General features: G+C 72.2%; 28 protein-coding genes and 1 riboswitch. Of the genes, 21 read left to right on the top strand and 7 right to left on the bottom strand.

Annotation, left to right across the window (positions count from 1 at the left end; all coding sequences use genetic code 11):
- Positions 1–92: 92 nt before the first annotated feature.
- From VHW64_RS15335 to ribH, 10 genes are all read left to right on the top strand, one after another.
- A complete protein-coding gene (locus tag VHW64_RS15335; protein WP_329651444.1) occupies positions 93–512 on the top strand; it encodes a hypothetical protein in 420 nt (139 codons plus the stop codon).
- A complete protein-coding gene (locus tag VHW64_RS15330; RefSeq protein WP_329651443.1) occupies positions 509–1,891 on the top strand; it encodes an RsmB/NOP family class I SAM-dependent RNA methyltransferase in 1,383 nt (460 codons plus the stop codon). The genes VHW64_RS15335 and VHW64_RS15330 overlap by 4 nt, the downstream gene beginning before the upstream one ends.
- Positions 1,892–2,050: 159 nt before the next feature.
- Positions 2,051–3,031 carry a non-homologous end-joining DNA ligase gene (gene ligD / locus VHW64_RS15325; RefSeq protein ID WP_329651442.1) on the top strand — a complete coding sequence of 327 codons (981 nt, stop codon included), beginning with the start codon at positions 2,051–2,053 and terminating at the stop codon, positions 3,029–3,031.
- Positions 3,031–3,267, top strand: coding sequence for a hypothetical protein (locus VHW64_RS15320; protein WP_329651441.1), 237 nt, complete (start codon positions 3,031–3,033; stop codon positions 3,265–3,267). The genes ligD and VHW64_RS15320 overlap by 1 nt, the downstream gene beginning before the upstream one ends.
- A 9-nt stretch (positions 3,268–3,276) precedes the next feature.
- Positions 3,277–3,945 carry a ribulose-phosphate 3-epimerase gene (gene rpe, locus VHW64_RS15315; protein ID WP_329651440.1) on the top strand — a complete coding sequence of 223 codons (669 nt, stop codon included), beginning with the start codon at positions 3,277–3,279 and terminating at the stop codon, positions 3,943–3,945.
- A gap of 62 nt (positions 3,946–4,007) precedes the next feature.
- Positions 4,008–4,137: riboswitch (FMN riboswitch) on the top strand.
- Positions 4,138–4,139: 2 nt separating this feature from the next.
- A complete protein-coding gene (gene ribD, locus VHW64_RS15310; RefSeq protein ID WP_329651439.1) occupies positions 4,140–5,291 on the top strand; it encodes a bifunctional diaminohydroxyphosphoribosylaminopyrimidine deaminase/5-amino-6-(5-phosphoribosylamino)uracil reductase RibD in 1,152 nt (383 codons plus the stop codon).
- Positions 5,292–5,921: a riboflavin synthase gene (locus VHW64_RS15305; protein WP_329651438.1), complete on the top strand. Its 630-nt coding sequence runs from the start codon at positions 5,292–5,294 to the stop codon at positions 5,919–5,921.
- Complete coding sequence (locus VHW64_RS15300; protein WP_329651437.1) at positions 5,918–6,613, top strand: nicotinamide mononucleotide transporter family protein; 696 nt, start codon at positions 5,918–5,920, stop codon at positions 6,611–6,613. The genes VHW64_RS15305 and VHW64_RS15300 overlap by 4 nt, the downstream gene beginning before the upstream one ends.
- Positions 6,610–7,884: a bifunctional 3,4-dihydroxy-2-butanone-4-phosphate synthase/GTP cyclohydrolase II gene (locus VHW64_RS15295; RefSeq protein ID WP_329651436.1), complete on the top strand. Its 1,275-nt coding sequence runs from the start codon at positions 6,610–6,612 to the stop codon at positions 7,882–7,884. Before VHW64_RS15300 ends, VHW64_RS15295 begins: the two co-directional genes overlap by 4 nt.
- Positions 7,881–8,357, top strand: coding sequence for a 6,7-dimethyl-8-ribityllumazine synthase (ribH, locus tag VHW64_RS15290; RefSeq protein WP_329651435.1), 477 nt, complete (start codon positions 7,881–7,883; stop codon positions 8,355–8,357). The genes VHW64_RS15295 and ribH overlap by 4 nt, the downstream gene beginning before the upstream one ends.
- Before the next feature lie 12 nt (positions 8,358–8,369).
- On the opposite strand, the gene VHW64_RS15285 is transcribed toward ribH, so the two are convergent.
- Together VHW64_RS15285 and VHW64_RS15280 are read right to left on the bottom strand one after the other, a co-directional pair.
- Entirely contained in the window at positions 8,370–8,933 is a 564-nt protein-coding gene (locus tag VHW64_RS15285) for a GNAT family protein (protein WP_329651434.1), read from the bottom strand.
- Positions 8,934–8,964: 31 nt separating this feature from the next.
- The gene (locus tag VHW64_RS15280; protein ID WP_329651433.1) at positions 8,965–9,564 is read right to left on the bottom strand and encodes a GNAT family protein; all 600 of its coding nucleotides are present in this window, start codon (positions 9,562–9,564) and stop codon (positions 8,965–8,967) included.
- 58 nt (positions 9,565–9,622) lie between these two features.
- On the opposite strand from VHW64_RS15280, the gene VHW64_RS15275 reads away from it, so the two are divergent.
- From VHW64_RS15275 to VHW64_RS15265, 3 genes are read left to right on the top strand one after another with little or no spacing between them, the layout of a single operon-like run.
- Entirely contained in the window at positions 9,623–9,886 is a 264-nt protein-coding gene (locus VHW64_RS15275) for a phosphoribosyl-ATP diphosphatase (protein ID WP_329651432.1), read from the top strand.
- Positions 9,887–9,902: 16 nt separating this feature from the next.
- Complete coding sequence (gene hisG / locus VHW64_RS15270; protein WP_329651431.1) at positions 9,903–10,775, top strand: ATP phosphoribosyltransferase; 873 nt, start codon at positions 9,903–9,905, stop codon at positions 10,773–10,775.
- A complete protein-coding gene (locus VHW64_RS15265) occupies positions 10,759–11,247 on the top strand; it encodes a PH domain-containing protein (protein ID WP_329651430.1) in 489 nt (162 codons plus the stop codon). The genes hisG and VHW64_RS15265 overlap by 17 nt, the downstream gene beginning before the upstream one ends.
- On the opposite strand, the gene VHW64_RS15260 is transcribed toward VHW64_RS15265, so the two are convergent.
- Genes VHW64_RS15260 through VHW64_RS15245 form a run of 4 tightly spaced genes read right to left on the bottom strand, consistent with a single transcriptional unit; the run spans position 11,215 to position 14,394 of the window.
- Positions 11,215–12,138, bottom strand: coding sequence for an aldose 1-epimerase family protein (locus tag VHW64_RS15260; RefSeq protein ID WP_329651429.1), 924 nt, complete (start codon positions 12,136–12,138; stop codon positions 11,215–11,217). The genes VHW64_RS15265 and VHW64_RS15260 overlap by 33 nt on opposite strands.
- Positions 12,139–12,185: 47 nt before the next feature.
- Positions 12,186–12,731, bottom strand: coding sequence for a 4-amino-4-deoxy-L-arabinose transferase (locus VHW64_RS15255; protein WP_329651428.1), 546 nt, complete (start codon positions 12,729–12,731; stop codon positions 12,186–12,188).
- Entirely contained in the window at positions 12,728–13,960 is a 1,233-nt protein-coding gene (locus VHW64_RS15250; RefSeq protein ID WP_329651427.1) for an amino acid deaminase/aldolase, read from the bottom strand. Before VHW64_RS15250 ends, VHW64_RS15255 begins: the two co-directional genes overlap by 4 nt.
- Complete coding sequence (locus VHW64_RS15245) at positions 13,960–14,394, bottom strand: hypothetical protein (protein WP_329651426.1); 435 nt, start codon at positions 14,392–14,394, stop codon at positions 13,960–13,962. The genes VHW64_RS15250 and VHW64_RS15245 overlap by 1 nt, the downstream gene beginning before the upstream one ends.
- A gap of 26 nt (positions 14,395–14,420) precedes the next feature.
- On the opposite strand from VHW64_RS15245, the gene VHW64_RS15240 reads away from it, so the two are divergent.
- The 5 genes from VHW64_RS15240 to VHW64_RS15220 all read left to right on the top strand — a co-directional run bounded on the left by VHW64_RS15240 (position 14,421) and on the right by VHW64_RS15220 (position 17,532).
- Positions 14,421–14,942, top strand: coding sequence for an SseB family protein (locus tag VHW64_RS15240; protein WP_329651425.1), 522 nt, complete (start codon positions 14,421–14,423; stop codon positions 14,940–14,942).
- Positions 14,943–15,235: 293 nt separating this feature from the next.
- Entirely contained in the window at positions 15,236–15,952 is a 717-nt protein-coding gene (gene infC / locus VHW64_RS15235) for a translation initiation factor IF-3 (RefSeq protein ID WP_329651424.1), read from the top strand.
- Between the two features lie 78 nt (positions 15,953–16,030).
- The gene (locus VHW64_RS15230; RefSeq protein ID WP_329651423.1) at positions 16,031–16,243 is read left to right on the top strand and encodes a bL35 family ribosomal protein; all 213 of its coding nucleotides are present in this window, start codon (positions 16,031–16,033) and stop codon (positions 16,241–16,243) included.
- 49 nt (positions 16,244–16,292) lie between these two features.
- The gene (rplT, locus tag VHW64_RS15225; RefSeq protein ID WP_329651422.1) at positions 16,293–16,676 is read left to right on the top strand and encodes a 50S ribosomal protein L20; all 384 of its coding nucleotides are present in this window, start codon (positions 16,293–16,295) and stop codon (positions 16,674–16,676) included.
- A gap of 31 nt (positions 16,677–16,707) precedes the next feature.
- Positions 16,708–17,532 carry an RNA methyltransferase gene (locus VHW64_RS15220; RefSeq protein ID WP_329651421.1) on the top strand — a complete coding sequence of 275 codons (825 nt, stop codon included), beginning with the start codon at positions 16,708–16,710 and terminating at the stop codon, positions 17,530–17,532.
- Here the strand turns inward: VHW64_RS15220 and VHW64_RS15215 are convergent.
- Entirely contained in the window at positions 17,529–18,179 is a 651-nt protein-coding gene (locus VHW64_RS15215) for a MerR family transcriptional regulator (RefSeq protein ID WP_329651420.1), read from the bottom strand. The genes VHW64_RS15220 and VHW64_RS15215 overlap by 4 nt on opposite strands.
- Before the next feature lie 326 nt (positions 18,180–18,505).
- On the opposite strand from VHW64_RS15215, the gene VHW64_RS15210 reads away from it, so the two are divergent.
- From VHW64_RS15210 to pheT, 3 genes are all read left to right on the top strand, one after another.
- Positions 18,506–19,585 carry an ATP-binding protein gene (locus VHW64_RS15210; protein WP_329651419.1) on the top strand — a complete coding sequence of 360 codons (1,080 nt, stop codon included), beginning with the start codon at positions 18,506–18,508 and terminating at the stop codon, positions 19,583–19,585.
- Positions 19,586–19,684: 99 nt separating this feature from the next.
- Positions 19,685–20,788 (top strand): phenylalanine--tRNA ligase subunit alpha, encoded by a 1,104-nt coding sequence (gene pheS, locus VHW64_RS15205; protein WP_329651418.1) that lies wholly within the window; start codon positions 19,685–19,687, stop codon positions 20,786–20,788.
- Positions 20,789–20,843: 55 nt separating this feature from the next.
- The coding region (pheT, locus tag VHW64_RS15200; RefSeq protein WP_329651417.1) for a phenylalanine--tRNA ligase subunit beta at positions 20,844–23,240 on the top strand (2,397 nt) is incomplete at its 3' end.

Genomic DNA, 23,240 nt, shown 5'->3' with positions numbered 1-23,240 from the left:
TGGTCCCACTGCTAGCGTGCGCCCGGGCCGTCGTAACTCGAGGGGGAGCCCCGCACGGGCGCCGAACCCGGCGACGGCGAGCAGGAGGGCATGTGAGTCGCAAGGCCCGCGCGGCGGACGTCCACGCGATCTGCTCGGCCCTCCCCGAGGTCGAGCTCGGTACGTCGTGGGGCGACCGGCCCACGTATCTGGTGCGTCAGAAGCCGAAGCCACGCGGCTTCGTCCTGGCGCGCGCGCCCCGACACGACGCCGTCGACCCGACGACCGGGGAGGAGTTCTGCGATCTCCTCGTGATCCGCACCGCGAACGCCGACGACAAGGCGGCGCTGGTCGAGGCCGGGGGGCCCTTCTTCACCATCGACCACTTCCGCAACTACAACGCGGTCCTGCTGCAACAGAGCCGCATCGGCGAGCTGGACGTCGAGGAGCTGCGCGAGGTGCTGACCGACGCCTGGCTCGCCGTGGCGCCGCGGTCCCTGGCCAGGAGGCTCCTGGCCGGCGAGCTGTCGTGAGCCGTCCGGACCCGGCCCGCCGGGCGGCGTACGACGTGCTGAAGGCCGTCCGGGCGGACGACGCCTACGCCAACCTCGCGCTGCCGGGGGCACTCGCCCGCCATGGGGTGGCCGGTCGCGACGCGGCCTTCACCACCGAGCTGGCCAGCGGCACGATCCGCTGGCAGGGGCTCTACGACGCCGTCCTGGCTGCGTGCGTCGACCGCCCGCCGCGCGAGGTGCAGGCCAGGGTCCGCGACGCGCTGCGCCTGGGCTGTCACCAGCTGCTGGGCATGCGCGTGCCGTCGCACGCCGCGATCAGCACCACGGTCGACCTGGTTCGCTCCGAGGTCGGGCCCGGTGCGGCGGGGTTCGCCAACGCCGTGCTGCGCAAGGTGGCCCAGCGCGACCGGGCGACCTGGGTGCTCCGGGTCGCTCCCGATCCGGCCTCCGACCCGGTCGGTTTCGCCGTGACGGCGTACAGCCATCCGCAGTGGGTGGTGGAGGCGCTCGGTCAGGCGCTCGCCGCCGCTGGCGACCCCGAGGAGCTGGAAGGGCTGCTGGCGGCCGACAACGAGCCTCCCCGGGTCACCCTGGTCGCCCGGCCCGGGCGCGCCGCCCTCGAGGAGCTCCCGGGCGACCCCACGCCGTACTCGCCGTACGGCTCCGTCTCGCCGGGCGGCAACCCGGCCGACGTCGCCGCGGTGGCCCAAGGGCGGGCGGGCGTGCAGGACGAGGGCTCCCAGCTGGTGGCGCACGCGCTCGCAGCGACACCGCTCGACGGCCCGGACGAGCGCTGGCTCGACCTGTGCGCGGGGCCGGGCGGCAAGGCGGCACTGCTGGCGGCGCTGGCCGATCGTCGCGGCGCCCGGATCGTCGCCAACGAGCGCCAGCAGCACCGCGCGGAGCTGGTCCGCCGTACCCTGGCCGGCGCCGCCGGTGTGGAGGCGGTGACCGTCGAGGACGGCACGGCCCCGTCGTGGGCGGCCGGCTCGTTCGACCGGGTCCTCGTCGACGCGCCGTGCACGGGACTGGGTGCCCTGCGGCGTCGCCCCGAGGCGCGCTGGCGTCGCCGCGCCGAGGACCTGCGAGAGCTCGAGCCGCTGCAACGTGCGCTCCTCGACAGCGCGATCGACCTCGTCCGGCCCGGCGGCGTCGTCCTCTATGCGACGTGCTCGCCGGTCCTGGCCGAGACCCGCGACGTCGTCGGGGCCGTGCTGGTCGGCCGAGACGACGTCGAGCTCGGCGACGCGACGTCCCTGCTCACGACGGCTGCGGGCCTGCGCGCCGACGTACCCGAGTGCGCCGGTCCGCTCGCCGGGACCGTCCAGCTGTGGCCGCACCGCCACCGCACCGACGCGATGTTCATGACCCTGCTACGTCGGGCAGCCCGCTCGTAGCCTGCCTGTCAGACGACGGAGGGCCCCCGACTTCTTGGCCTCTGCTGTCACTTCTTGGGGGTTGCAACGGCCAGGAAGTGCCAAATCCCCCGCTTCAGCGGGGGATTTGACAACAGCCACCACCCCCCACCCACAAGCAAGCCCGGATACGGTGACCGCATGGCGTCGCCGTTCGTCGAGATCGAGGTCGACAACCGGGTGGTGAAGGTGACCAACCCCGACCGCGTCTACTTCCCCGAGAGCGGCGCGACCAAGCGCGACCTGGTCGACTACTACGTCGCGGTCGGGCCCGGCATCGTCAACGCGCTGTCCGAGCGGCCCACGATGCTGCACCGGTACCCGACCGGCCTGGCGGGGGAGAAGGTGCATCAGAAGCGGGTCCCGTCCGGCGCGCCGCCCTGGGTCGAGACCGTGCAGCTGCGCTTCCCGCGGTGGAACCGGACGGCCGACGAGCTGTGCGTGACCGAGCTCGGCGCGGTCGTCTGGGCGGTGCAGATGTCGACGGTGGAGTTCCATCCGTGGAACAGCCGTCGCGAAGACCCCGAGAAGCCCGACGAGTGGCGCATCGACCTCGACCCGGGACCCCTGAGCAGGTTCGAGCAGGTACGCCGGGTGGCCGGCGTCGTCCACGAGATCCTCGACGAGCTGGGTGCCGTCGGATATCCCAAGACCAGCGGGGGGAAGGGGCTGCATGTCTACGTGCGGATCCGGCCCGAGCACGGTCACAAGGAGGTACGCCGCGCGGCGCTGGCGTTCGCTCGCGAGGTCGAGCGCCGGATGCCGGACGACGTGACGACCCTGTGGTGGCGCAAGGACCGAGACCCCCGCCACCTCTTCGTCGACTACAACCAGAACGCCCGCGACCACACCATCGCCGCGGCGTACTCCGTGCGGGGCTTCCCCGACGCCCGGGTGTCGACCCCCGTGCGCTGGGACGAGGTCGAGGACGTCGAGCCGCTGGACTGCACGATCTTCACCGTGCCCGCGAGGTTCGCCGAGATCGGCGACCTGCACGAGGACATCGACGACCACGTCTTCGACATCGAGCCGCTCCGGGTCTGGGCCGATCGCGACGAGGCGAACGGGCTGACCTCGACGACCGGCCGCGGCGACGACACCGACGGGCAGACGGAGGACTGATGGCAGGGGTACCCGAGCGTGTCGACGTGGCCGGGCGGCAGCTGGCCTGCCAGGTCTGTCGGGGCACCACGTTCGTGCATCGCACGATGAAGCTGGCGACGTCGGGCTTCGCCAACTCCGGCTTCAACAAGCAGGCCGATGCCGCGGTGTGCGAGACGTGCGGCTTCGTGCACACGTTCCTCGGCGGGGACCTGACCTGGACGCGCCTGGACCGGCCCGAGCACCAGAGTCCCTAGGCTGGACGGGTGGGCATCCAGATCACCCCGAGCATCCTCACCGCCGACTTCGCCGACCTCGGCGCCGAGGTGGCGCGCATCCCGAGCTCGGACTGGATCCACGTCGACGTCATGGACAACCACTTCGTCCCCAACCTGACCTTCGGTCCTCGGATGGTCGAGGCGCTCAGCAAGGCGAGCCCGCGACCGGTCGACGCCCACCTGATGATCACCGACGCCGACCGCAATGCCGCGGCGTACGTCGAGGCAGGGGCCGGCAGCGTGACCTTCCACGTGGAGGCGGCGGCGGCCCCGGTCCGGCTCGCCCGCGAGATCCGGGCGCAGGGGGCGCGCGCCAGCATGGCGCTGAAGCCCGCGACTCCCATCGACCCCTACGAGGACCTGCTGCCCGAGCTCGACATGGTGCTGATCATGACCGTCGAGCCGGGCTTCGGGGGCCAGAGGTTCCTCGACCTCTGCCTGCCGAAGATCCGGCGCGCTCGCGAGCTGATGGACAAGCACGGCCTCCAGACGTGGCTCCAGGTCGACGGTGGGGTCGGCCTGGAGACCATCGTCCGCTGCGCCGAGGCCGGCGCCGACGTGTTCGTGGCGGGCTCGGCGGTCTTCGACGCCGCCGACCCGGAGGCGATGATCGCCGCGCTCCGCACCTCGGCGACCGAGGCCGCCGACAGCGCGTGACGGACGCCACGTGTCGATCCCGACAGCCCGGGCGTACGCTGGCGCTCGCAAGAGCCAAGTGCTCGCGTGCTCTGGGGGCGGTGAAACTCCGCACCGGCGGTAACAGTCCGCGACCCGGCCACTGCCAGTGACCGGTTGACCAGGTGGAACTCCTGGACCGACGGTCAAAGTCCGGATGAGAAGCGCACGCAGACGTGGTGCTCGCCTCCATCGAGGTCGAGCGCACGGCGTCCGTTGCCCCGGAGTCCGCGACCGGACCGGAGGGCACGATGACAGTCAGCGAGACCGAGCGGACGGCGATGCGCCGCGCGCTCGAGCTGGCCGCGGGTCCCGACGTGCCGCTCGGACCCAACCCGCGGGTCGGCTGCGTCGTGCTCGATGCCGCAGGGCACACGGTCGCCGAGGGCTATCACCGCGGGGCCGGCAGTCCCCACGCCGAGGTCGAGGCCCTCGTCCGAGCCGGGTCCGAGGCGCGCGGGGCGACCGTTGTGGTCACGCTGGAGCCGTGCAACCACACCGGACGCACCGGACCGTGCGCGCAGGCCCTGGTCTCTGCGGGGGTACGCCGCGTGGTCCTCGCCCAGCGCGACCTCAACCCGGTCGCGGTCGGGGGGGCCGAGACGCTGCGCGCCGCGGGCGTCGAGGTCGAGACCGGCGTCCTGGCTGCCGAGGCGCGCGAGCTGAACCGCGTGTGGACCTTCGCCGTGGAGCACGCCCGGCCGTTCGTGACCTGGAAGGTCGCCACCACCCTCGACGGGCGGGTCGCCGCCACCGACGGCAGCAGCCGCTGGGTGTCGAGCCCGGCGTCCCGTCTCGACACGCACGCCTTGCGCTCGATCTGCGACACCATGCTGGTCGGCAGCGGCACCGTCGCCATCGACGACCCGCACCTCACGGCCCGCGACGCGGCTGGCCGGCTGCTGTCGCGTCAGCCGCTGCGCGCGGTGATGGGGGAGCGCGACCTCGATCCCGGTCGCCGGGTCTTCGACGACGCCGCGGAGACCGTCCACCTGCGCACGCGCGAGCCCGAGACGGCTCTGAAGCAGCTGTTCGCCCGAGACCGCCAGCACGTCCTGCTCGAAGGTGGGCCGACCCTGGCCGCGGCCTTCGTGGCGGCCGGCCTGGTCGACGAGGTCGTGGCCTACCTCGCCCCGATGCTGCTCGGCACCGGGCGGGCCGCGATCGGCGAGCTGGGAATCACCTCGATCTCCGATGCGCTGCACCTGCCGGTCACCGACGTCGTCGTCCTGGACGCACTGAACGCCGGAGACGACGTCAACGTACGCATCACCATGAGCCGGCCGTCCTCCACGGTCGAGCCGGCCCAGCCGGAAGGAAACGCCTAGATGTTCACCGGAATCGTCGAGGAGCTCGGCACCGTGGCGGCGCTGGAGCGGCAGTCCGACGCCGTTCGGCTCACCCTGCGGGCCGACGCGGTGCTCGAGGACGCCGTCCCGGGCGACTCGATCTGCGTCAACGGCTGCTGCCTGACCGTGGTCTGGACCGGCTCGACCGACGGCAGCAAGACCGACCTGTGGACCGCCGACGTGATGGCCGAGACGCTGGCCAGGACCGGCCTCGGCGTGCTCGACGTCGGCGACCGCGTGAACCTCGAGCGCGCGGTCACCGCCGGCACCCGGCTGGGCGGCCACCTCGTGCAGGGTCACGTCGACGCGACCGGTCGCGTCGCCCGACGCGAGCCTGGCGACCACTGGGACGTCGTGACGTTCTCCATGCCGCCCGACCTCGCGCCGTACCTCGTCGACAAGGGGTCGGTCACCGTCGACGGCGTCAGCCTGACCGTGGTCGAGGCTCGCGGCGACGGCTTCACCGTCAGCCTCATCCCCGAGACGCTGCGACGCACGACGCTGGGGTTCCGTGCGGTCGGCGACACGGTGAACCTCGAGGTGGATGTGATCGGCAAGTACGTCGCGCGCCAGCTGGAGCTGCGGTCGACCGAGGAGGTCGTCGCATGAACGTCCTCCAGTGGCTCTACGACGCGCAGATCATGATCGCGGGCCATCCGATCACGTGGCGCGAGATCCTGGGCAACGCGTTCGGGTTCGCCTCCGCCATCGGCGGGCTGCGCCGCCGGATCTGGGCGTGGCCGGTCGGGGTCGTCGGCAACGTCCTGCTGCTCAGCGTCTTCCTCGCCGCGACCTTCGACCAGGGCTCCCAGCAGCCGTTGTTCGGCCAGGCCGGGCGGCAGGTGTTCTTCATCGTCACCAGCGTCTACGGCTGGTGGCGCTGGAAGCAGGTGAAGGCCCGGCGCGCCGAGCACGCGCCGGCGATCACGCCGCGATGGGCCACGATGTCGGAGCGGCTGGGCTATCTCGTCGTCTGGGTGGCCGGAGTCCTGGTGCTCCAGTGGGTGTTCGCCCTGATCGGCGAGACCTGGCCCGCCCCCCGCTGGTACTACTGGTGCGACTCCTGGATCTTCATCGGCTCGATGGTCGCGACCTACGCGATGGCGCGGGGCTGGAACGACTTCTGGCTGGCCTGGATCGCCGTCGACGTGGTGGGCGTGCCCACGCTGTGGCACAGCCGGCTCTACCCGTCGGCGATGCTCTACGTCGCCTACGCCGCCCTGGTCGTCTGGGGCTTCGTCGTGTGGTTGCGCGTCTCGAGGCGCGAGCAGTCCGAGCAGCTCGAGGAGGCACTGGCATGAGCATCCGTCTGGACACCGTCGAGCGAGCGATCGCCGACGTCGCGGCCGGCAAGCCGGTGGTCGTCGTCGACGACGAGGACCGGGAGAACGAGGGCGACATCATCTTCGCGGCCGCCAGGGCGACTCCGGAGCTGATGGCCTTCACCGTGCGGCACAGCTCGGGGGTGATCTGCGTCCCGATGCCCGCCGAGATCCTCGACCGGCTCGAGATCCCCTTGATGACGCCGCACAACCGCGACCGGATGCGCACCCAGTTCACGATCTCGGTCGACGCCCGCGACGGGGTCTCCACCGGGATCAGCGCCGCCGACCGCGCGCACACCGCGCGGGTGCTCGCCGACTCCGCGACCGAGCCCTGGGAGGTCACCCGCCCCGGCCACGTCTTCCCGCTCCGCTACCGGGAGGGCGGCGTGCTCAGCCGGCGCGGACACACCGAGGCCGCGGTCGACCTCGCTCGGCTCGCGGGGCTCACCCCCGTGGGGGTCCTGGTGGAGATCGTCAACGACGACGGCTCCATGAAGCGCGCACCGCAGCTGCGGGAGTTCGCCGACGAGCACGGCCTGGCGATGATCTCGATCGACGACCTCGTCCGGTACCGCCACCGCACCGAGACGCTGGTCGAGCGGGTCGCGGTGACGCAGCTCCCGACGAGGTACGGCGAGCTCACGGCGTACGGCTACCGCTCGCGCATCGACGGCTCCGAGCACCTCGCGCTGGTCCACGGAGACATCGCGGGCGACGAGCCGGTCCTGGTCAGGGTCCACTCCGAGTGCCTGACCGGCGATGTGTTCGGGTCGCAGCGCTGCGACTGCGGCCCCCAGCTCGACGAGGCTCTCGAGCGGGTCGTCGCAGCGGGGCGTGGCGTGGTCGTCTACCTGCGGGGTCACGAGGGTCGTGGGATCGGACTGGTGGCCAAGCTCGAGGCATACGCGCTCCAGGACGCCGGGCGCGACACCGTCGACGCGAACCTCGAGCTCGGCCTGCCTGCCGACGCCCGTCACTACGGGGCCGCCTCCCAGGTGCTGCGCGACCTCGGTGTCACACGCGTGCGGCTCCTCACCAACAACTCCGAGAAGTCCGAGGCGCTGGCGGACTTCGGCGTGGCGGTCGAGGAGCAGCTCCCGCTGACGCCGCGGCCCAACCCGCACAACCTGCACTACCTGCGCACCAAGCGCGACCGGATGGGGCATGACATCCCCGATCTCCCGACCGACGGCGTCGACCTCGAGCCGGCACCGGCCGACCCCGGCCCGCGCGGAGTCGCCCGGTGAGCGGCGCGGGGGCGCCCGCCGACCAGCCGTTCGACTGCGGCGACCTCTCCGTCGGCGTCGTCGCGGCCCAGTGGCACACCGAGGTGATGGACGGCCTCCTGGCGGGCGCCCGGCGCGCCCTTGCGGCGTACTCCGTGACGCGGGTGAGCGAGGTCCGGGTGCCCGGCACCTTCGAGCTTCCGGTCGTGGCGGCCGAGCTCGCCCGCGAGCACGACGCCGTGGTCGCCCTCGGTGTCGTGGTCAGGGGCGGCACCCCGCACTTCGAGTACGTCTGCTCCGCCGCGACCGAGGGGCTGACCAGGGTGGCCCTGGACGCCGCGACCCCGGTCGGCTTCGGGGTGCTCACGTGCGACACCGACCGGCAGGCCCTCGACCGCGCCGGCCTGCCCGGCTCCTCGGAGGACAAGGGCTACCAGGCCACCGCGGCGGCTCTCCGCACCGCCCGCACCCTCAAGACGCTGCGCGCCGGCTGACGATCCCGCGGATCAGGTCTGCCACTCCTCGCGGAGCAGGGCGTAGGTGACGCCGTCGAGCCAGCCGCGGTCGCGATGCAGGGAGTCGGCCCTGTTGCGGGCCTCGCAGGTCATCCCCAGCCGCTCCATCACCCGCAGCGACGGCGTGTTGTCGGCGAAGGCATTGGCCACGACCCGGCGCACCCCGAGCTCGACGAAGCAGATCCTGAGCAGCTCCCCGCAGGCCTCGGTGACCAGCCCCTGCCCCTGGTACGCGGGCGCGAGGGACCAGCCGATCTCGGCCTGCACGCCCGCACCGGCCTCGCGCACCTCCAGCTGGGCCCAGGCGTTCTCGACGTGCAGGTAGAGGTCACCGACGATGGCGTCCCCGCGCTCCATCACCAGCATCCGGTCGAAGGCTCCGGAGCCGCCCAGACGCAGCACCCACTCGTCGTACGACGTGGGCCGGTCCGGCATCCACTCCGCCACCTCGGGCAGGCTCCTGACGGCGAACACCGCCGGGAGGTCCGAGGCGGTCGCGGGCCGGATGGTCAGGCGGTCGGTACGCCGGGGCCAGGCGATCTGGTCGAAGCTCACCGCGCCACCTTCGCGAGTCGCGCGGGGCGGGTCAACGGTGTCTCTCGCGCCACTCCTCGAGCAGGATCGCCGCCGTGACCCCGTCGAGCCATCCGAGGTCGCGGTGCAGGGAGTCGCGGACACCACGTCCCTCGATCCGCATCCCGATCTTCTCCATGACGCGCACCGAGGCGGCGTTGTCGGCGAAGGCGCCGGCCACCACGCGTCGTACGGCGATGTCCTCGAAGCAGATCCTCAGCAGCGCCGCGGCGGCCTCGGTGGCGTAGCCGCGCCCGGTGTACGCCGGGTCCAGGCACCAGCCGATCGCGGCCAGCGTGTTCCGAGCCCGGTCACGTACCTCGGCCTGCGACCACGGCGACTCGACGGCGCAGAACAGGTCGCCGACCACGGCACCCTCGGCCTCGAGCACTAGCGTCGTCGCGAGCCGCTCCGGCGTCCCGTACCGCTCGACGTAGTCCTCCAGCGAGGCCGGTGCCCCGGTGAGCCACTGGGTCACCCCCGGCGCCGCCCGGATCTCGTACAGGCGCGAGAAGTCCTCGGGAGTGGGCGGTCGGATGGCCAGCCGCTCGCTGCGCACCGGCCAGCTCACCCGGTCGAACGCCGTCAGGTCCTGCGCCGCGTCGCCACCCATGACGATCACCCTGGACGCCGTGGCGGCGCCGGGGCAAGCGACAACTACCCTGCTGTGCGTGAAGACCTTCGAGCAGCTCTGGACCGAGCTGGCCGACAAGGCGCGCGACCGGCCGGCCGGATCGCGCACCGTGGCCGAGCTCGACGCCGGCGTGCACGCGATCGGCAAGAAGCTGGTCGAGGAGGCCGCGGAGTCGTGGATGGCGGCCGAGCACGAGTCGCCCGCCCGGGCCGCCGAGGAGATCAGCCAGCTGCTCTACCACGCCCAGGTGCTGATGCTCGCGGCCGGTCTCGGCCTCGACGACGTCTACGCCCACCTGTGAAGCCGTGAGGACTCCCATGGTCACCACCAGCCCCCCGGCCGACCAGCTGCTGCGCATCGCGGTCCCCAACAAGGGATCGCTGTCGCAGGCCGCGACCGACATGCTGCGCGAGTCGGGGTACCGCCAGCGCCAGGACACCAAGGAGCTCACCCTCGTCGACGTCGAGAACGGCGTGGAGTTCTTCTACCTCCGCCCGCGCGACATCGCGTTGTACGTCGGAGAGGGCACCCTCGACGCCGGCATCACCGGCCGCGACCTGCTACTGGACTCCGGCGCCAAGGCCGAGGAGGTGCTCGGCCTCGGCTTCGGCCGCAGCACCTTCCGCTTCGCGGGACCGACCGGACGCTTCACCGATGCCGCCGCGCTCGAGGGTGCGCGGATCGCCACGTCGTACGCCGGCATCGTGCGGCTGTACCTCGCCGAGCGCGGCGTCCGGGCGACGGTGAACCGCCTGGACGGCGCTGTCGAGAGCAGCATCCAGCTCGGTGTCGCCGACGTGATCGCCGACGTGGTCGAGACCGGGGGCACTCTGGCCAAGGCCGGCCTGGCGACGTTCGGCGACCCCATCTTGGAGTCGGAGGCGGTCCTGGTCACCCGGGCAGACACTGCTCCCGAGGGCCTCGACGTGTTCCGGCGCCGGCTGGAGGGGGTGATGGTCGCGCGTACCTACGTGATGATGGACTACGACATTCCCGACGACCGGGTGGGTGAGGCCGTCGCGCTGACGCCCGGCATCGAGAGTCCCACGGTCTCGCCGCTTCATCGGGGCGGGTGGGTCGCCGTGCGGGCGATGGTGCCCCGAGCCGGCGCCCACCGCGTCATGGACGAGCTGTGGACGATCGGCGCCCGCGGGATCCTGGTGACCGACATCCATGCCTGCCGACTCTGAGCCTCTGCCGCGGCTCCCGCGCACCTGGCGACCACTCGGCGTCCGACTCGCCGTCGGGTTCTTCGGGGGGATGCTCACCGTGGTCTGTGTCGCGGCCTGGTTCGCCGTCGGACCCGAGGTGCGCGGCAACGTCTCGGTCTGGCAGCTCGGCACGGTGATCGGCATCGCGCTGATCGGAGTGGCGATAGGCTGGGGGCTGATCCGCTGTCGAGTCACCGCGAGCCCCGCCGGGCTGGAGCTCGTCAACGGCTACTCCACCCATCGCTACGAGTGGGCCGAGGTGCTTGCGGTGCACATGCCGCAGGGGGCGCCGTTCCCGGTGCTCGACCTGGCCGACGGCACGAGCCGTCCGGCCATGGGGATCCAGTCGTCCGACGGGGACCGCGCTCGCAGTGCCGTGCGCGAGCTGCGACTGCTGGTGGCCGCGACCGCCGAGCGGTCACTCAAGCGCCCGGATCCCCCAGCTCAGTGAGATCTCGTCGCCGGGCTCGCCGGCCGCCGCCAACGTCAGCAGGTCGCGGCCGCTCCGGAAGGCGTCCGGTGGAGCCGTCATCGGCTCGACGGCCAGTGCCTGCCGCGGGGGGTCCCAGCCGTCGTCCGAGCTGAAGACCATCAGCCACCGGTGATGGCCGTCGACCCACAGTGCCGCGCCCTGCCCGGTGGCCGGGTCGCGCACCGAGGCGGTCGCGACGTCGTCCTGGTCGCGGGTGAGCTCTCCGAAGCCGTCGTCGAGCCGCGCGCCGCGCAGGGGCCGCGAGACCCGGAAGTCGTACGCCGTGCCAGTCACGTCCTCGTCGCCCACCGGCAGGAGCCGGTCGTCGCTGAGCAGGCGCAGGGATGCTGGCAGGGTGAGCTCCCAGTCGTCGACCCCGCCGGCGCCGGCCCTGAGGTACGGATGGGCGCCGGAGGCGTACGGCGCGGGTGAGGAGGCGAGGTTGGTCGCGGTCTGGGTCACGGTGAGGCCGTCGGCCGAGAGGTCGTAGAGCACGTGCAGGTCGACGGTCCAGGGGTACCCCGACTGGGCCATCAGCCGGTAGCTCAGCGACACCGAGCTGGCGGCGTGCTCCTCGGGGGACCAGGCGGCCCAGCGCACGAGCCCGTGGGAGGCGTTGTGACGGCCCGGCTCGGTCAGGCCGAGCTGGAGGTCGCGGCCACCGAAGGAGTACCTGCCGTCGCCGATCCGGTTGGGCCACGGCACGAGCAGCTGGCCGCGGCCAGCCGACGACATCTCGTCCTCGCCGAACCCGTGCACGATGCCGCGCCCGGCGTACTCCAGGACTCGCAGCGTTGCTCCGCACTCCGTCACCACCGCGCGGTAGCCACCACCGGTGATCTCGAACTGGTCTCCTGACGGCCCCGTCATGCGCCGGACACTAGCCGCTCACCCGCGAGTCGGTCGGGATGACCGCCTCACGGGACCCGGCCGTCGAGGACGACGTCCGCGCGCTCGCGGGTGCGCTCACGTACGAACACGGCCTGTTCATCGTGCGTCCACTGCGCCCAGTGCTCGGCGACCCCGGGTCCGTCACGCGCGACCCCGCGTTCCAGGCGCAGCTCGGGTGGGACCTCCACCCACGCCAGCACCGTGGTCAGCGCCGCGAAGAGGCTCACGCCCGAGCCGACCCCCTCCAGCACCAGCAGCGACGAGGGCGCAATCGTCACGGTCTCGGCCCAGCCGTCCAAGCGCCAGTCCCAGCGTCGGTACGAGCCCGACGAGCCGACGGCCAGGGGGAGCAGCAGCGTGCCCAGCTGCGCGCCGACCTCCGCGAGCCCGCCCCAACCCTCGTAGAGGTCGTCCATGTGCACCACGACGGCGTCACCCCCCGCACTCGCGACCTGCGAGGCGAGGGTCGTCTTGCCCGATCCGGCGGGCCCGTCGATGCAGAGCAGCCGGCCTTCGCCGAGGGTCGGCGGTCGTGAGCGCACCAGGTCGAGGACGACCTCGGCACTGCTCACCAGCTGTTGCCGCAGCCGCGATAGGTCGGCACCTCGTCCACGAGCCGGTCACCGGCCAGCAACCACACCGTGTTGGTGTGCTCGAACAGCTCGCCGGACTTGGCATGCCGGAACCACACCAGGTCGCCCACCCGCAGCAACGCGGCCGGGTGTCCGGTCAGCGGGGTCTGCACCTCACCGACCCCCTCGAGGGAGGTCAGGTGGAGACCCGGCGGAGCCCAGGGGATCGGCGAGCGATCGGCGCCGGTCGCGCCCGAGGCGACGAAGCCGCCGCCGTGCACGGTGGCGGTGGACGGCGATGGCTTGCGGGTGACGGGGAGCCCGAAGAAGGCGGCGGGTCGGGGCGTGAACGCGCGGTAGTGGTCGAAGAGCCCTGGCACCAGCAGTCCTGACCCGGCCGCGATCTCGGTGACCGCGGGATCGGCCGCCGTCGCCTCGACCGAGCCGGAGCCGCCGGCGTTCCAGAACTCCAGCTCGACGAGGTCGGCGAGCCGCGCGGCGATCACCTGACGTCGCTCGCCGAGCTGGCTCATCGAGGCGGACTTCAGCCGCCGGACCACCAGCGAGCGGGCCCGCTGCGAGGGGAGGTCGTCGGGGACGCCGGCGACCTGCCCCTCGTAGGTCATGACGCCGACGAGGGCGAAGCCCTCCCGGTCGAGGACCTGCCGAGCCAGCCGCATCACGTCGTCAGGGTCGTGCAGGGGGGAGCGCCGGGGCCCGACGAGCTGGCCGCCCAGGCGCAGCCCGGCGTCCACGTCGAGCGCGACTCGCACCGGCACGGCCCGTGAGGAGCGGACTGAGTCGACCAGGTCGAGGTGCTCGACCTCGTCGACCATCACCGTGATCCGGGCCGCCGAAGACGGAGAGCCGACCAGCTCGGCCAGGGCCACCAGGTCGACCGTCGGGTAGGCCACGACGATGTCGTCGCTGATGCCGTTGCGCTCGAGCCACAGGGCCTCGCGCAGCGTGTAGGCCAACACGCCTCGGAACCCGTCGATGCTCAGGGCCCGCTCGAGCAGCGCCGGGACCCGGACGGACTTGGAGGCCACCCGGACGGGCTTCCCGGCGGCTCGGCGCACCAGGTCGGCGGCGTTGGCGTCGAAGGCATCGAGGTCGACCACCATCACCGGCGTGGCCGGGGCAGGGTCGAGCGCGGAGACCGCCGTCGAGAGCCGCGTCCACAGCCGGTTGCGGGCGACCTCCGAGTCGCCCGCCCGAGCCACGGGCATCAGGAGATGCCACGCTTCTTCAGGATCGCCTGGATCTCCGCCATCTCGTCGTCGATCAACGGGTCGGGTGCCGAGCTCTTCGCCACGGCCTTCGGCGCGCTGGTCGGCCGGGCCTGCGGACGCTCCTTCGACCCGCCCTTGCGACCGGTCAGCACGTTCCCCGCGCCGATCAGGACCACGGCCACCACGAAGACGACCACGCCGAGCCAGACGAACGGGCTGAACACCAGCCTGGTGAACCAATGCCCGAAGGCGCTCGCGACATCGCCGAACACCTCCAGCAGGCCGGTCATCCAGGCGGCCAGGGGCAGCAGCGTGAAGCCGGCTGCGCGCACGGCGGCGGCGAAGCCGCGGTTGCGCAGCGCCCACCAGGTATAGATCCCGCCGAGCGCCGTCAGCGCGAGGGCCAGGGCACCCCAGGAGACGTCGTTCACCACTCCAGCATGGCACGATCGACCGCATGTCCGAACGCCGACAGATCCCCGACCCGGGGTTCGCCGGCGACACCGGCGCAGCAGACCCGGCTCTGGGCGCCGCGCTGGCCGGCTTCGCCGCCGATCCGGGCCGACAGCTCGACGTCTTCGCGGCCCTTCAGGGCGCGCGGGTCCTGGTGCCCGTGCTGGCCGTGCTCGGGGAGGCGGAGGCGGACGCATCGGGGCTGGTCCACGACAAGACCAGCGACATGGCGACCGCGCTGCTCACCGGGCAGGACGGACGCCGGGCCCTGCTCGCCTTCACCTCGCTGGACGCACTGGCAGCTTGGCGGCCCGACGCCCGGCCGGTGCCGGTGACCGCGTCGCTCGCCGCCCGCTCGGCCGCTGCGGAGGGTGCCGCGGCGCTGGTGATCGACGTCGCCGGGCCCACGACGTACGTCGTCGAGGGCGAGCTGCTCGACGGCCTCGCTCGAGGCTGGACGCTGGCCCGCACCGGGTCCGGCCTGGCGTGGGTCGAGCCGGCACCGCCGGGCTCCTCGCGCGGGTGAGGCGCCCCGCCCCGCTGCTTGCCGGCCGAGGAGACTGCCCGCTCGGAATAGGCGCTCGGAGACCGAAGTTGTTATCCTTGGCACCGACCGACCGGAGGTGCGCCCGAGCCACGGACGCCGCCCGGTCCGACAAGTGGAGGCTCACTCCCACCCGCACCGGCCGTACCAGGTCGTCGGGTCAAGGTCCGCACACGGTGTGCGTGGCGTCTGGACCCAGACGTCGCAGCCCGGGTGTGCTCCCGAGCCTTCGCGCGTCGCGCGGGGGCTTTCGTCTTCTCAGACCGGCCCCCTCGGTGTCACCCATCCGTACGACACATGGAGGACACATCAGCACCGAGCTCCGCATCAACGACCGGATCCGCGTTCCCGAGGTCCGGCTCGTCGGTCCCAACGGCGAGACCGTCGGCATCGTCCCCACGGGCGAGGCCCTCAAGCTCGCCCAGGAGGCCGACCTCGACCTGGTCGAGGTCGCCCCGATGGCACGCCCGCCGGTCTGCAAGCTCATGGACTACGGGAAGTTCAAGTACGAGAACGCCCAGAAGGCCCGTGAGGCACGTCGCAACCAGACGAACGTGATCATCAAGGAGATGAAGCTTCGTCCCAAGATCGACGCGCACGACTACGAGACCAAGAAGGGTCACGTCGTGCGGTTCCTGAAGGCCGGCGACAAGGTCAAGATCACCATCATGTTCCGCGGTCGCGAGCAGCACCGTCCCGAGCTGGGCTTCCGGCTGCTCCAGCGGCTGGCCGAGGACGTCACGGAGCTCGGCTTCGTGGAGTCCGCGCCCAAGCAGGACGGCCGCAACATGATCATGGTGCTCGGTCCGCACAAGAAGAAGGCCGAGGCCAAGGTGGAGCTGCAAGCCGCCAAGGCCGAGCGGGCCGCTGCCAGAGCTGCCGATGTGGCGGAGGAGCGCGCCGAGCGCACCGCTGCGAACGCCGGGCACCAGGTGGCCGCCAAGAAGGAACACGGCCGGTCGGAGAATCTCGACCCCGAGATCGAGGCCTGACCTGTCGCTGGTTGAGAAGGGCCCGACGGGGCCGCTCGAGACCATGCTCAGACCACGTACCAAGAAGGAAGAGGAACCATGCCGAAGAACAAGACGCACTCCGGCGCGAAGAAGCGGTTCAAGGTGAGCGGCACCGGCAAGCTCCGGCGCCTTCAGACGGGCCGGAAGTCCGGCGCCGCGTTCGCCTCCGCCCCGACCACGGGCAGCCGCAAGAAGCACCGTCAGAAGAGCGGGTACGTCGACGTCTCCGCCGCCGACACCAAGGCAGCCAAGAGGCTCCTCGGGCGCTGATCGCCCGCCCACCGAACTTCTGCCGAACACCACCAAGGAGCAACAGACCATGGCACGCGTCAAGCGGGCAGTAAACGCCCACAAGAAGCGCCGGACCACCCTCGAGCGCGCCAGCGGCTACCGCGGTCAGCGCTCGCGCCTCTACCGCAAGGCCAAGGAGCAGGTCACCCACTCCCTCGTCTACAGCTACCGCGACCGCAAGGCCCGCAAGGGAGACTTCCGCAAGCTGTGGATCCAGCGGATCAACGCCGCCTCGCGTGCGAACGGGATGACCTACAACCGCTTCATCCAGGGCCTCGGCCTGGCCGGCGTCGAGGTCGACCGCAAGATCCTGGCCGACCTGGCCGTCAACGACGCGCCGGCGTTCGCCGCCCTGGTCGAGGTCGCCAAGGCCGCTCTGCCCGAGGACGTCAACGCTCCGAAGGCCTCCTGACATCTCGTCGGGCGAGGCTGTCGAGACCCGCGTGTCGAACCCGCTGCCGGCGCCGCTGACCGCGCGGAACGCCCGGGTCAAGGACGCCCGGAAGCTCAGCCGCCGTTCGGTCCGCGCCGAGCGGCGGCTGTTCCTCGCCGATGGCCCGAAGGCGGTCGAGGCAGCCCTCGAGCGCGGCGTCGTCGTGGAGGTCTTCGCAGCGCCCGCGGCTCGCCAGCAGTACGCCGACCTGCTGGCGGCGGCACCCCGCGCGAGCGAGGTCGACGACCGGGCCCTGGCCGCGCTCAGCGACAGTGTCAGTCCGGCCGGACTCGTGGCCGTATGCCGGTACTTCGACATCCCGCTCGCCGAGGCCCTGGCGCCCTCGTCCACCACGTCGCTGGTGACCATCGCCGCCGACGTTCGCGACCCCGGGAACGCCGGGACCCTCGTCCGCACCTGCGACGCCTTCGGAGCTGACGCGATGGTGCTGGCCGGTCGGTCCGTGGACCTCTACAACCCCAAGACCGTCCGGGCCAGCGTCGGCAGCGTGTTCCACCTGCCGGTCGCGGTGACCCCGGCCCCGGCCGAGGCCGTGACGAGCGCGCGGGAGCGGGGTCTGCTGGTGCTTGCGGCCGACGGCGACGGCGACCTGTCGCTCGACGACGCGGCGGATCTGCTGGCGGGGCCGATCGCCTGGCTGTTCGGCAACGAGGCCTGGGGGCTGCCCGCAGAGCTGTCCGCGCTGGCCGACCATCGCGTGCGGATTCCGACTCCTGGTCGCGCGGAGAGCCTCAACCTCGCCACCGCTGCCGCCGTGTGCCTCCACGAGAGCGTCCGAACGCGGCGCGCCGCCCCGTCCCCGGACCTTCCCTAGGTGACCGGCTCGGGCCGTCGCGCTGCCGTCGTGAGCCGGGCGTGGTGGTGCTCATGGCCCAGCTGCCGCAGCAGCACGAACACCTGCCCGTAGACCACCGAGCCGGTCACCATCTGCTCCAGGAGCTCGGCGCGATCGGTGGACTGGCTCACGAGCGCGATCTCCGCCCGGGCCAGCTGGTCGGCGATCCCGGCGTAGAGGCCGAGCACCTCGACGCTCGCGGCCAACGGGCCCGGACCGTTGAGCAAGGTCACGAGCTCGGCCAGGCGCTGTCGGTCGATCGACTCGGCGCGGACCAGGTCCCAGCCGACCTGCGCGAGCACCGCGTCCACGGTGTCGAGAGAGCCGGGCACCTGGTTCTCAGGCTCCGGGCGAGCCGAGATGACGTCGGCGACCAGGGTCATGACCTCGTGGACCGGCAGCTCCTCGTCGTCGAGCGCGTCGACCACCTGGCGCAGGCTGGTGACGGGGACCTCGCCGACCTCGCGCAGCAGGCGCAGCACCCGGAGGCGGCGCAGGTGCGCCTCGGCGTACTCGGCGCGGCGCGGACCGGTCGTCACCCCTGCGGGCAGGAGCCCTTCGCGCAGGTAGTACTTGACCGTAGCCAGCGGGACGCCGGCGCGCTCCGCCAGCTCGGACACGAGCATGAACCACTCTTTTCAAAGCAAAGTTTCCCGAAATCTTCGAAATCAGTTGTGAAGTGTGGATACCAGCACTATCTTACTACCTGTTCGCACATCGGGGGATGCGCGAGAGGACGGGCCTCACGGGGGAGGGACCGTCCACCCATGTTGTCGGTGCGGCCCCACCGGGGGGAGGGGCCGCCCACAGCATCTCTGCTGCTCCGGTCGGGGTGGCACAGTCGCCGCTCTGGTGACGCCCCGTAGCCCGTCGCGACGCCGCCTCGCGATGCACGCACCTTCGCGCCGCGTACGCTCCGCCAATTCGCACCCGCGACACTAGGCTGCCGCGGGTGAGCCTCTCTGGGTCGGACCCGGCCGACGACGTGTCCGCACCCGTCGTCGTCGATGTGCGGCAGGCCGTCGACGCGCTGCCCGACGGCGTGGTCGTCGCGGACCGCCGCGGGGTCGTCCGGCTCGTCAACGACCGGGCGGCGTCCCTGCTCGGGACCACCCGCGAGGATGCCGAGGGTCAGTCGCTCGCGGAGGTCCTCGCCGTCACCAACCAGGAGGGCGCGTCCTGGGTCGACTGCACCCGGCCGTACGAGGGCCTGGTCACCCGCACCGGTGTTCCCGAGCAGTCCTGGATCCTGCCGTCGGGCGCCGAGGTGCTGGTGACCGCCCGCATCCATCGCGCGCCCGGTCGCGGTCCGGTCACCGATGTCGCCGTCTCGCTGCGCTCGGGACGTGCCCGCGCCCGCCTCGACCGCGACCGCTCCGACCTGGTCGCCACGGTCGCCCACGAGCTCCGGTCACCGCTGACCGGGGTGAAGGGATTCGTCCAGGCGCTCCTCAACCGGTGGGACCGGCTCAACGACGAGCAGAAGAAGCTGATGCTGACCACGGTCCACGCCGACTCCGACCGGCTGAGCAGACTGATCACCGAGCTTCTCGACGTGGCCCGGCTCGACACCGGCCGGCTGTCGATGCACCAGCGGCCCTGCGACCTGCCGGTGCTCGCCGGCCGCGTGATCGACAGCGTGCGCGCCGGTGCCCCGCACCGGATCGAGCTCCAGGCGCCCGCCGACCTGCCCGAGGTGTGGGCCGACCCCGACAAGTTCACCCAGGTGCTGACCAACCTCCTGGAGAACGCGATCCGGCACGGGTCCGACCCGGTCAGCGTGACGGCGGTCCGCGACGGCGAGCACGTCCTGGTGCGGGTCGACGACTCCGGTGACGGCATCGCACCGGAGATCCGGCGTCGCGCGTTCACGAAGTTCTGGACCACCGGCCAGCGCGGTGGCTCGGGGCTCGGCCTCTACCTCGTCAACGGGCTGGTCCGCGCCCACGGCGGGACCGTGACCATCGACGACTCCCCGCTGGGAGGCGCGCGCATCGCGACCTCGTGGCCGGTGTTCGCGGCGGACTCGTGAGCAGCCGGCCTGCGCGATGAAACCCCGTCGCCGGCCTGCACGGCGACTTCCTAGACTTGGTCCCCCACGACCAGCGCGTCTCGCACTCGAAAGGCACTCATGTCGGGCCCGAACACCGATTACGACCCGGTCGAGGTGACCCCGCTCCAACCGGAGCAGGTGGCCGCCATGCGTGACGAGGCCGTGGCCGCGTTCGCGGCGGCCCGAGATCTCGAGGAGCTCAAGCGCGCCCGGATCGACCATGTCGGCGACCGGTCGCCGCTCGCACTGGCCAACCGCGAGATCGGTGCCCTGCCGCCGCAGGCGCGCAAGGAGGCCGGTCAGCGCGTCGGACAGGCCCGGGCCGTGGTGAGCGAGGCCCTGGCCCAGCGGACAGCGGCTCTGGAGGAGGCGGCCGAGGAGCGGATGCTGATCGAGGACGCCGTCGACGTCACGGTGCCGACCGGACGCCGCCCCCGAGGGGCCCGGCATCCCCTGACGCTGATGAGCGACTACATCGCCGACCTCTTCGTGGCCATGGGCTGGGAGGTCGCCGAGGGGCCGGTCCTGGAAGCGGAGTGGCTCAACTTCGATGCCCTCAACCTCGGACCCGACCATCCCGCTCGTACCATGCAGGACACCCTCTGGACCGATCCGCCCGAGGACCACCTCGTGCTGCGCACGCACACGTCGCCGGTGCAGGCGCGGACCATGCTGAGCCGCACGCCGCCCATCTACGTGGTCTGTCCGGGCCGGGTGTTCCGCACCGACCCCTACGACGCCACGCACTCACCGATGTTCCACCAGGTCGAGGCGCTCGTCGTCGACGAGGGCATCACCATGGCCCACCTCAAGGGCACGCTGGACCACTTCGCCCAACAGCTGTTCGGCGAGGGCATCACGACGCGCTTCCGGCCGTCGTACTTCCCGTTCACCGAGCCGTCCGCCGAGGTCGACATGGTGTGCTTCGTGTGTCGAGGCGAGCCGGGGGCGGTCGAGGACTGCCGCACGTGCCGCGGCGAGGGTTGGATCGAGTGGGGCGGCTGCGGCGTGGTCAACCCGCGTGTGCTCGCCGCCTGCGGCGTCGACTCCGAGCGCTACCGCGGGTTCGCCTTCGGGATGGGGATCGACCGGTCGTTCATGTTCCGCAGCGGAGCCGAGGACCTGCGCGCGCTGTTCGAGGGAGACGTCCGATTCGCCTCGGCGTTCGGCACCGACTGGTGACCGGCGCCCGCCTTCCGCTCTAGCCTCCCTACGAACCCACCCGAAGGACCACCCCATGCGCGCGCCCGTGTCCTGGATCCGCGAGTACGTCGACCTGCCGGCCGAGCTCGGCAGCGAGGAGCTCGCCCGGAAGCTCACCTCTCTCGGGCTGAAGCTGGAGGCCCTGGAGCGTCCAGGGGCGGGGCTGCGCGGGTTCCTCGTCGTCGGCCGGGTGCTGACCGTGGAGCCGGAGCCACAGAAGAACGGCAAGACGATCAACTGGTGCTCGGTCGACGTCGGCCACGGCAACGGCACCGGCGAGCCCCAGTGGGTCGTCTGCGGTGCCCACAACTTCGCGCCGGGAGACCTCGTCGTGGTGGTGCTGCCCGGTGGCCTGCTGCCCGACGGCATGGCGATCTCGGCGCGCAAGACCTACGGGCACGTCTCGGCCGGCATGATCTGCTCGGCTCGCGAGCTCGCGGTCGGCGACGACCATGACGGGATCATCGTGCTGCCCGCCGAGGCCGGCTCTCCCGGCGACGACGCGCTGCCGCTGCTCGGGCTCGACGAGGAGGTCATCGAGTTCGAGATCAACCCCGACCGCGCCTACGCACTCTCCCTGCGCGGGGTCGCACGCGAGGCCGCACTCGGCTTCGACGCGCCCTACCGCGACCCCTGCGAGCGCGAGGTGCCCGCGCCGAGCAGCGACGGCTACCCGGTCCGGGTCGACGACCCGAGCGGCTGTCCGGTCTTCGTCGCGCGGACCGTGTCGGGGTTCGACCCGAGCGCCCCGTCGCCGGAGTGGCTGCGGCGCCGGGTCCGCCTGGCCGGGATGCGGCCGATCTCGCTGGCCGTCGACGTCACCAACTACGTCATGCTCGAGACCGGCCGGCCGATCCACGGCTACGACGGCGACCGGCTCCAGGGGCCCCTCGTCGTACGCCGGGCGAGCGCGGGCGAGCACCTCACGACGCTCGACGGCGTCGATCGCGAGCTGTCCACCGAGGATCTCGTGGTCTGCGACGACAGCGGCGCCATCGGCCTCGGCGGGGTCATGGGCGGGGAGACGACGGAGATCTCGGGCGCCACGACGACGGTCGTGGTCGAGGCCGCGCACTGGGACCCCGTCGCCATGTTCCGCACCGGCCGACGGCACAAGCTCACCTCGGAGGCGGGCAAGCGCAACGAGCGCGGCGCCGACCCGACCATCTGCCAGGTCGCCGCCGATCGCGTGGTCGAGCTGCTGACGACGTACGGCGGCGGCACGGCCTCGCCGGGCGTGACCGTGGTCGGCACGCCTCCCGAGCCGGCGGATGTCCAGATGAGCTACGTCCTGCCGGGCGCCGTCGCCGGCATGCCCATCGAGAGCGGGGAGGTCGTGAGCGCCTTGCAGGCGATCGGTTGCCTCGTGGCTGCGGACACCGACGGGGTGAGCGTCACGCCTCCACCCTGGCGGCCCGACCTGACCGACCCCTACGACCTGGTCGAGGAGGTCGTGCGGATCGTCGGCTACGACCAGGTGCCATCGGTGGTCCCCGTGCCCCCCGTCGGGCATGGCCTCACCCGCGAGCAGCGGTTGCGCCGCCGCATCGGCCGGACCCTGGCCGGCCTGGGATGCGTCGAGGTCGTCAGCTTCCCCTTCGTCGGTGACGACACGTTCGACGCGCTCGGGCTGCCGGACGACGACGTCTTGAGGCACGCAGTCCGGCTGTCCAACCCGCTCTCCCAGGAACGACCGCTGTACACGACGACGCTCCTTCCGGGAGTGCTCGACGCGGCTGCCCGCAACCTCGCGCGCGGTGCCACCGGTGTCGCGGTGTTCGAGACCGGCACGGTGGCGTTCCCGTCCGACCGCGGCCCCGCACCGGTGTACGGCGTCGAGTGGCGCCCGACCGCGGCGGAGCTGGACAAGCTCTACGACGCGGTCCCCGACCAGCCGCTGTTCCTGGCGGCGGTGCTGTCGGGAGAGCGCGACCCGGACGGCTGGTGGGGCGACGGGCGGCGCGCCGACTGGTCCGACGCGGTGGAGATCGTGCGCGAGCTCGGTCGCGAGCTCGGGGTCGCGGTCCGCGCCGAGAGGGCCGAGCGCATGCCGTGGCATCCGAGTCGATGTGCCCGGGTCTTCGTCGCGGACGAGGAGTTCGGCCACGCCGGTGAGCTGCACCCGCGCGTATGCGCGACGTACGACCTGCCTCGCGGCACCGCGGCGCTGGAGATCGACCTCGACTTCCTGATGCGCCATGCGCCCGACGTCCGCCCCGCGCCCAGCCTCTCCCAGCATCCGCTGGCCAAGGAGGATGTCGCGCTGGTCGTCGACGAGTCGGTGCCGGCCGCGGCGGTGGAGGCCTCGCTCCGCACCGGCGCCGGGGAGCTGCTGGAGTCGATCCGGCTCTTCGACGTCTACACCGGTCCGCAGGTGGGCGTGGGCAAGAAGTCCCTGGCCTTCGCGCTCCGCTTCCGTGCCCTCGACCGC

Source organism: Nocardioides sp. (assembly GCF_036267815.1).
Classification (GTDB): Bacteria; Actinomycetota; Actinomycetes; order Propionibacteriales; family Nocardioidaceae; genus Nocardioides.
This window is presented reverse-complemented; position numbering and strand designations above follow the sequence as displayed.

Bases quoted from the DNA above. Each gene is read 5' to 3' on its own strand.
- VHW64_RS15240 (WP_329651425.1), top strand. From the start codon at position 14,421: ATGTCCGAACGCCGACAGATCCCCGACCCGGGGTTCGCCGGCGACACC.
- VHW64_RS15260 (WP_329651429.1), bottom strand. From the start codon at position 12,138: ATGACGGGGCCGTCAGGAGACCAGTTCGAGATCACCGGTGGTGGCTAC.
- ligD (WP_329651442.1), top strand. From the start codon at position 2,051: ATGGCGTCGCCGTTCGTCGAGATCGAGGTCGACAACCGGGTGGTGAAG.
- pheS (WP_329651418.1), top strand. From the start codon at position 19,685: ATGTCGGGCCCGAACACCGATTACGACCCGGTCGAGGTGACCCCGCTC.
- VHW64_RS15305 (WP_329651438.1), top strand. From the start codon at position 5,292: ATGTTCACCGGAATCGTCGAGGAGCTCGGCACCGTGGCGGCGCTGGAG.
- VHW64_RS15230 (WP_329651423.1), top strand. From the start codon at position 16,031: ATGCCGAAGAACAAGACGCACTCCGGCGCGAAGAAGCGGTTCAAGGTG.
- VHW64_RS15295 (WP_329651436.1), top strand. From the start codon at position 6,610: ATGAGCATCCGTCTGGACACCGTCGAGCGAGCGATCGCCGACGTCGCG.
- VHW64_RS15280 (WP_329651433.1), bottom strand. From the start codon at position 9,564: ATGGGTGGCGACGCGGCGCAGGACCTGACGGCGTTCGACCGGGTGAGC.
- rplT (WP_329651422.1), top strand. From the start codon at position 16,293: ATGGCACGCGTCAAGCGGGCAGTAAACGCCCACAAGAAGCGCCGGACC.
- VHW64_RS15265 (WP_329651430.1), top strand. From the start codon at position 10,759: ATGCCTGCCGACTCTGAGCCTCTGCCGCGGCTCCCGCGCACCTGGCGA.
- VHW64_RS15250 (WP_329651427.1), bottom strand. From the start codon at position 13,960: ATGCCCGTGGCTCGGGCGGGCGACTCGGAGGTCGCCCGCAACCGGCTG.
- VHW64_RS15300 (WP_329651437.1), top strand. From the start codon at position 5,918: ATGAACGTCCTCCAGTGGCTCTACGACGCGCAGATCATGATCGCGGGC.
- VHW64_RS15320 (WP_329651441.1), top strand. From the start codon at position 3,031: ATGGCAGGGGTACCCGAGCGTGTCGACGTGGCCGGGCGGCAGCTGGCC.
- VHW64_RS15215 (WP_329651420.1), bottom strand. From the start codon at position 18,179: ATGCTCGTGTCCGAGCTGGCGGAGCGCGCCGGCGTCCCGCTGGCTACG.
- hisG (WP_329651431.1), top strand. From the start codon at position 9,903: ATGGTCACCACCAGCCCCCCGGCCGACCAGCTGCTGCGCATCGCGGTC.